The following is a 6,976-nucleotide window of genomic DNA, read 5'->3' as shown; positions in this document are numbered from 1 at the left end:
ACGCTGCGCCGCCACTGTGCGCTCGAGCTCCGCCAGCTTGGCAAGCAGCTCGGCAAGCAGCGCCTTCAGCTCGGCCGGCGACAGCGCATCAGGAGGCGTGGTTCGAAACCGGGTCACACGCGAGGCTGGGTTGGCGCTGCCGGGGTGGGTGATGGCACCCTCGGGTTTTCATCGGTGAGGCGAGTATGGACCGAGGTGTTGGCGCGGCGGTCGGGCTGCCCGAAAGCGGCCGCAAGGAGCTCGCCATCCAGGCCCTGGCCGGCACCAAGACGCTCAGCGACTTGGCCGCCCAGCACGGGGTCAGCCGCAAGTTCGTCTACCAGCAGACGCAGAAGGCCAGCGCGGCGCTGGACGAGGCCTTCTCGCCCGCCGTGCGGGACGATGAGGTGCTGTTCGAGCTGGCGGTGACCAAAACCTGGCTGCGCCAGGTCATCGTAGGGCTGACGCTGATCTGCCGCAGTTCATATCGCGGCGTCGTCGAGTTCCTGCGTGACCTGCTGGGCCTGCCCATCAGCTTGGGCCAGGTCCATGACGTGCCCCAGGCGGCCACACGGCAGGCGAGCGTGGTCAACGACGAGCCAGACCTGTCAGGCATTCGGGTGGGCTTGCACGATGAGGTCTTCCAGGGCGCCACGCCTGTGCTGGCCGGCGTCGATGCCAGGTCGACGTACTGCTACCTCCTGGTGGCGGAGCAGCATCGTGACGCTGACACCTGGGGCGTGCACCTGCTCGACGCCGCCGAGCGGGGACTGCGACCCGACTACACCATCGCCGATGCTGGGCGGGGCCTGCGCGCCGGGCAGCAGGCGGCTTGGGGCGACACGCCGTGCCATGGTGACGTGTTCCACATCCAGCGCCGGAGCGAGGGCCTGGCCAACACGCTGTCGCGCCTTGCCACGGGCGCCACGTCCCGGCGCAAGGCGCTGCAGGCCGGGATCAGCCGCGCCGGTCAGCGGGATCTAGAGGGCAAGGTTGGCGTCCAGCTCGAGCAGGCCCGTCATGCGGAGGTGCGGGCGTCATGCCTCGCCCGCGACGTGCGAACGCTCGTGCACTGGCTGCGGCACGACATCCTCGCCCTGGCCGGCCCAGGCCTGGCGACCCGGCGAGAGCTGTTCGACTTCATCGTCGCCGAGCTGATGGTCAGGGAGGCCGAGGACCCGCGGCGCATTCGCCCGGTGCGCGTTGCCCTGCAGAACCAGCGCGACCACCTGCTCGCCTTCGCCGGCCTGCTCGATGCCGAGCTGGCCGCCATCGCACGCGCTCACGCCGTCCCCGAGCCCGTCGTGCGGGAAGCCTGCATCCTGCACCGCCTGCCCACCACCTCACCTGCATATTGGCAGGAGTGGAGCGATCTGCGAGCGCGGATGGGAGGCAAGTTCCACATCCTGTTCGACGCCGTGTGCCGGGCCATGGACAGCACGCCGCGCAGCAGCTCCCTCGTGGAGAACCTCAACTCGCGGCTGCGCACCTACTTCACCTTGCGCCGCCATCTCGGCGGCTCATACCTGGATCTGCTGCGATTCTTCCTGAACCACCGCCGCTTCCTGCGCAGCCGGCACGCCGAGCGCCAGGGCAAGAGCCCGCGGGAGCTGATGACCGGCCAGGATCATCCGCACTGGCTCACCCTGCTCGGCCTGGGCCCGCTTCAGCCCCGGCGGGCTTGACGCGCGGAGGCTGACGCCTCCCGCACCGAGCACATCGCACGTCGACATCCGGCCCTCACGGGCCGGCGCTCTCCGCGCGCCCGTGTGACCCGAAACTGGCCGATTCTGAACCACGCCCACGGGACGAGCAGATCATGGCCCACACCCGCCACCGCGACCTGAAGACGATGCGCGGCTATGTCCGCCGCGCCAAGCTGCTGACCGAGAGCCCGGTCAAGCTGCTCGGGCTGTGACAGCTGCAGCAGACAAGGCAGGGGAGGGGAGCGAGCTTAGCCCGGTAGCCGAGGTACTGGCCCTGCCGCATCCCGACTGGCTGTACCACCACCTGCGGGTTACAGGGGATCCGGCCGCGGTCGCGGCCTTCCGGGCCGCGGCGGCCGGCCCCGGGGTAATCCCCTGGACGGACAGCCCCGGCAGCGCCGCCGAGGACTGGTTCCACCTCCTGGCCGCGCCACCCGCGCCGCACCGGCGCAGCCTCAGCCTGGAGGGCTGCCGCATCCTGGCCGGCCAGTTGCGCGATGCTGCCGAGGCACGCAAGCGCTTGATGGCCGAGCGGGCCGCCGCCAGCCGGGCCTGCCCGCTCTGCCTGCACCGGCTGCTGCCCGTGCCGGCGCGGCTGCTGCGGCTCGGGCCGGAGGCACCGGAGAGCCGCGTTTGGCTCTGGGCCACCTGGGGCACCACGCAGGCGCTGCGCGGCGTGGTGGACCTGCCGGTGCCAGGCCGGGGTAGGCCGCGACCGCCCGACCCCGGGCTGTTCTGGTTGGGCTTCTGGGCGGCCGACTGGACGCCCTGGCGCGCCATCCTGGCGCTGCGCACCCGCTGGCCCGGCCTCTCGATCGAGATCCGGCCGCTTTACGATGACCCCTGAGGCGGAGGACATCGCGGCGCCGCGCGCGGCGGTCGGCAACAGCGGCGCGCCGGTGCTGCGCTTCGAGGCCTGGGAAGGCCCGCTCGACCTGCTGCTTGAGCTCGCCCGGGCGCAGCGGGTCGACCTGGCGCGGATCTCGGTCACTGACCTGGCCGCGCAGTTCGTGGTGGTGCTGGACACGGCCATCTTGCGCCGGGCGGTGCCGCTGTCGCGCCTGGCCGAGTGGACCATCATGGCGGCTTGGCTGCTGCTGCTGCGCTCGCGCCTGCTGCTGCCTGCCGGCACGCCGGAGAGCGCCGAGGCCGAGCGCGAGGCCGCCGACCTGCGCCGGCGGCTAGCGGACCGGGAGGCGGCGCGGCGCTTGGCCGACTGGCTGGAGCGGCGGCAACGGCTCGGGCGGGAGGTCTTCGCGCGCGGGGCGGCGGAGCCGGAAGCGACAGCCGAGCCCGCGGCGGACGTGACCGAGCTGCTGCGGGCTTGCTTCAAGCTGCTGCAGGTGCCGTTGCGGGAGCGGGTGTACCGGCCGCGGCCGCCCCAGCTCTGGCGGGCACCGGAGGCTCTGGCCCGGCTCCGTGCCTTGCTGCCCGGCTTGCCCGAGGGTGTCCCGCTGGAGCAGTTGCTGCCGCCCGCGCCGGCCGAGGAGGGGGCCGCCTTGTGGCGGCGCAGCGCCCTGGCCAGCACGCTGCTTGCCGGCCTTGAGCTCAGCCGCGACGGCGCCATCGTGTTGGAACAGGACGCGGCCTTCGAGCCGATCCGGGTCAGCCCGAGCGCGATGCCGGACGTCTCGGCTGCCGAGAGCGCCGCCGCATGAAGCCGAAAGCCGAGACGCAGGGCGCTGACAAAGCTGTCGTGGCCGCACGGCCCGAGACAGCCAGTGGCGGCGAGCCCGGCCCTCTTCAGGCCGGCGCGGGAACCCGGATTGGGCGATGGCCATTAGCGGGCATGGCCTCCACCTCCCTGCTTAGGCTCTTGCTGATCGCGGCCCTGGCCCTGACACCGGCACCGTTGGTCGCCGCGGATACCGCGCCGTCCAGTCCGGACCCAGTCTACGGCGCTGAACTGCAGGGCTTCGACTACCCGTTCCCAGTCTCGACCTTCCGGTTTGAGTCCCAGGGCAGGCCGCTCCAGATGGCCTACATGGACGTGCGGCCTGCGGCACCGAACGGCCACACGGTGGTCCTGCTGCATGGCAAGAACTTCTGCGCTGCGACCTGGAAGGGCACGATCGACGTGCTGGCCCGGGCGGGGTACCGCGTCGTGGCGCCCGACCAGATTGGCTTCTGCAAATCCACAAAGCCCGCGCACTACCAGTACAGCTTCCAGCAGCTCGCCGCCAACACCCGCACCCTGCTGGCCTCTCTGGGCGTCAGCCGCGCGACGGTGATCGGCCATTCGACAGGCGGGATGCTGGCCGTCCGCTACGGGCTCATGTACCCGCAGGAGGCCGAGCAGCTCGTGCTGGTCGACCCGATCGGGCTGGAGGACTGGAAGGCCAAGGGCGTGCCCTGGCAGAGCGTGGACGCGTGGTACCAGCGCGAGCTGCACACCACGGCCGATGCGGTCCGTCGCTATGAGCAGGCCACCTACTACGCCGGAACCTGGGATGCCGCATACGAGCCCTGGGTGCAGATGCTGGCCGGGATCTACCGCGGCCCGGGGCGCGAGCTCGTCGCCTGGAACTCGGCCCTGCTCTACGACATGATCCTCACGCAGCCGGTGTTCTACGAGTTCGAGCGCCTGACCATGCCCGTCCTGCTGATGGTCGGCGAGCGCGACACCACGGCGATCGGCAAGGACCTCGCTCCCCCGGAGGTCCGCGCCGGCCTCGGCAACTACCCGGTTCTCGCCAAGGAGGCTGCGGCGCGGATCCCTCGTGCGAGGCTCGTTAAGTTCCCGGATCTCGGGCATGCGCCCCAGATCCAGGCGCCGGATCGGTTCCACGCAGCCCTCCTCGACGGCATGCTGGAAGTACCCGGAAAGTGAGTCCCCGGCGCGAGCCGCTCCGGAGAGGGTGTTGGGATCGCCCGGCGGCGCGGTGGGCGGACGGGTCGAGGGTTGGTCAGGGCGAGGCGCGTTGCTTCCCCGCTCCGGTTTCGGCGCCTCGCTCAAGAGCCCGGCGGCGCGGCCTTGCCGGTCTGCTCCGCCACGAGACGTGCAAGGTGCGGCCCCGCCAGCAGGACCGCCAGGAAGCGTGCGGTCTGCACGGCCATGACGAACGGCAGGTCCACCGGATTGGACGCCGCGATGACGGCGATGGAGTCCACCCCACCCGGGCTGGTGGCGAGATAGGCCGTCAGCGGATCGACCCCTGCAGCGAGCACCAAGCCCGCGGCGAGGCATCCGCAGGCCAGGAGCAACGCCAGGATCGCGCCGAACACCCGCGGCAGGGCGCGGGCCGCATGCAATAGGATCGGGCGGGTGAAACGCAAGCCGACGCTCCAGCCCACGACCGCATAGCAGGCCGCGAGCAGCCAGGGCGGCAACTCGATCCGCAGCGGGCCGAGATCCTGCAGCAGGATGCCGAGCACCATCGGCACCAGCAGCGGCCCGGCCGGCAGCCGCGACCGCTGCGCCAGCAGTGAACTGCCCAGGGCCAGCGCCAGGGTCGCCAGCAGCGGCCCCCAGGCCACGGCTGGAAAGGTCGCGGCGAGCCAGGGCTGGTCGGCTGCCGCCGCCGTCGGGTTGGCTGCGATATGCGCGACGCCGGAGGCAACCGCCGCGACCATCACCACCCGCAGGTACTGCATGAAGGCAACGAGCCGGGCGTCCGCGCCGTGCGCATCGGCCATCAGCACCATCACCGAGGCAGCGCCGGGAAAGGAACCCCAGATGGCCGTGCTGCCCGGCAGCACGCGCCTGCGGGCGAGCAGCCAGCCCAGCGCCATGCTGGCCGCCACCACCGCCGGCACGGAAACCAGCAGTTCCGGCCAGGCCCCGAGCATGGCGGCCAGGGTCGGCGTGGTGAGGCTCCGCGCGATCATGCAGCCGATCACTCCCTGAGACGCGGTGAAGGCGGGCGAAGGTACCCTTACCGCGCCGTCCGCCGTGGCGAGCAGGACCGCAGCCAGCATCGGTCCGAGGAGCAGGGCGGCGGACAAATGCAGCGCCTCCAACACGAGCACCAGCAGGACCGAGAGGACGAGGAGCAGAACCCACCGGACGCCCTGACCGACGCCGTGCAGCGAAGGAAGGCCGGCGCGCTGGAGCATGGGGATGGGTTGACTCCTGATCGAGACGGGGCGCGCCGCTGGTTCCTGGCCCGCAGCAGCGGGCCTCCGGCTTTGTCAGAACTCGTGCCAGAGACAACGCCGTGAGGCGAAAGCCAAGGTCAGATTACGCCGCTTCGAGAGACATGAGGACGCGTACAGGAAAGTGCGTGATTGCACCCAGAAAGCGGATACGCTTCAGTTCTACTGAAGAAGTCCGAGAAGCCCCGGGAGATCATGCACAGCCCCGTGACGCCGCCCCAACGCGCCTTCCTCACCATTGTCCCGGAAGCGGACCCGGAGGCCGTGCGTGGCCTAGCCTCCCCCGTGCGGCTGGACATCCTGCGTATCCTGCGCCAGCGCGGCCCGATGAACGTCAATGGGATCGCCCAGGCGCTGGGACTGCCGCAATCCACCGTCGCAACCAATGTTCAGGTACTCGAGGAGTCCGGCCTCATTCATACGGAGGCGCAGCGGGCCAGCAAGGGCCAACAGAAGGTCTGCTCGGTCCGCTTCGACGAGATCGTCATCCGATTGGACGGCAGCCCGGTCCAACGGGAGCCGGACGTCGTCGAAGTGGCCATGCCGATTGGCCTCTACACTGGCTATGAGGTCACCGCCCCCTGCGGCCTCTGCTCGGCCGAGAGCGTGATCGGGCTGCTCGACGTGCCGGACTACTTCCTCGACCCTAGCCGCATGCGCGCCGCCCTGGTCTGGTTCGGACGCGGCTTCGTGGAATACAAGTTCCCCAACAACGCCAAGGTGCTGAAGGCCACCATCGCAGCCCTGGAGTTCAGCCTCGAACTCTCCTCCGAGGTTCCCGGTACCAACACGAACTGGCCCTCGGACATCAGCCTCTGGGTGAACGGCGTCGCCCTCGGCATCTGGACCTCGCCCGGCGACTACGGCGACAAGCGCAGCCGCTTCACGCCAGGCTGGTGGAAGCTCGGCGGCTCGCAATACGGCACCCTGACCACCTGGCGGGTTACCGACCGTGGCAGCTTCGTCAACGGCAAGCGGGTCTCCGACGTCACGCTTGGCACGCTGGAATTGGACCACCACCATTCTATCAGGCTGCGCGTCGGCATCGCGGAGGGGGCGCGCAACCCAGGGGGCATCAATATCTTCGGCCGCGGCTTCGGCAATCACAATCAGGACATCGTCATGCGGCTGACCCTGCGCCGGTGAGCTGCCTGTCTGTATCCGCGATTCTGATTTAAATCAGAATTAGCGTTGAC

The 6,976-nt window shown here is 70.3% G+C and carries 6 protein-coding genes; 5 read left to right on the top strand and 1 reads right to left on the bottom strand.

Features of this window, described 5'->3' with window-relative positions:
- Positions 1-281: 281 nt before the first annotated feature.
- From Q7A36_RS30550 to Q7A36_RS30535, 4 genes are all read left to right on the top strand, one after another.
- Positions 282-1,664, top strand: coding sequence for a hypothetical protein (locus Q7A36_RS30550; protein ID WP_305107569.1), 1,383 nt, complete (start codon positions 282-284; stop codon positions 1,662-1,664).
- A 229-nt stretch (positions 1,665-1,893) separates the two neighbouring features.
- The gene (locus tag Q7A36_RS30545; RefSeq protein WP_305107568.1) at positions 1,894-2,532 is read left to right on the top strand and encodes a hypothetical protein; all 639 of its coding nucleotides are present in this window, start codon (positions 1,894-1,896) and stop codon (positions 2,530-2,532) included.
- Positions 2,522-3,343, top strand: coding sequence for a segregation and condensation protein A (locus Q7A36_RS30540; protein ID WP_305107567.1), 822 nt, complete (start codon positions 2,522-2,524; stop codon positions 3,341-3,343). Before Q7A36_RS30545 ends, Q7A36_RS30540 begins: the two co-directional genes overlap by 11 nt.
- Positions 3,340-4,515: an alpha/beta fold hydrolase gene (locus tag Q7A36_RS30535; RefSeq protein WP_305107566.1), complete on the top strand. Its 1,176-nt coding sequence runs from the start codon at positions 3,340-3,342 to the stop codon at positions 4,513-4,515. The genes Q7A36_RS30540 and Q7A36_RS30535 overlap by 4 nt, the downstream gene beginning before the upstream one ends.
- Before the next feature lie 122 nt (positions 4,516-4,637).
- Here Q7A36_RS30535 and Q7A36_RS30530 read toward each other — a convergent pair whose 3' ends face one another.
- A complete protein-coding gene (locus tag Q7A36_RS30530; RefSeq protein ID WP_305107565.1) occupies positions 4,638-5,741 on the bottom strand; it encodes an AbrB family transcriptional regulator in 1,104 nt (367 codons plus the stop codon).
- A gap of 234 nt (positions 5,742-5,975) precedes the next feature.
- On the opposite strand from Q7A36_RS30530, the gene Q7A36_RS30525 reads away from it, so the two are divergent.
- Positions 5,976-6,926: an ArsR/SmtB family transcription factor gene (locus tag Q7A36_RS30525; protein WP_305107564.1), complete on the top strand. Its 951-nt coding sequence runs from the start codon at positions 5,976-5,978 to the stop codon at positions 6,924-6,926.
- The last annotated feature ends 50 nt before the right edge of the window (positions 6,927-6,976 follow it).

The organism is Paracraurococcus lichenis (assembly GCF_030657435.1).
GTDB classification, from domain to species: domain Bacteria; phylum Pseudomonadota; class Alphaproteobacteria; order Acetobacterales; family Acetobacteraceae; genus Paracraurococcus; species Paracraurococcus lichenis.
The sequence above is the reverse complement of the archived record's forward strand: the minus strand, read 5'-3'. Positions and strand labels throughout refer to the sequence as shown.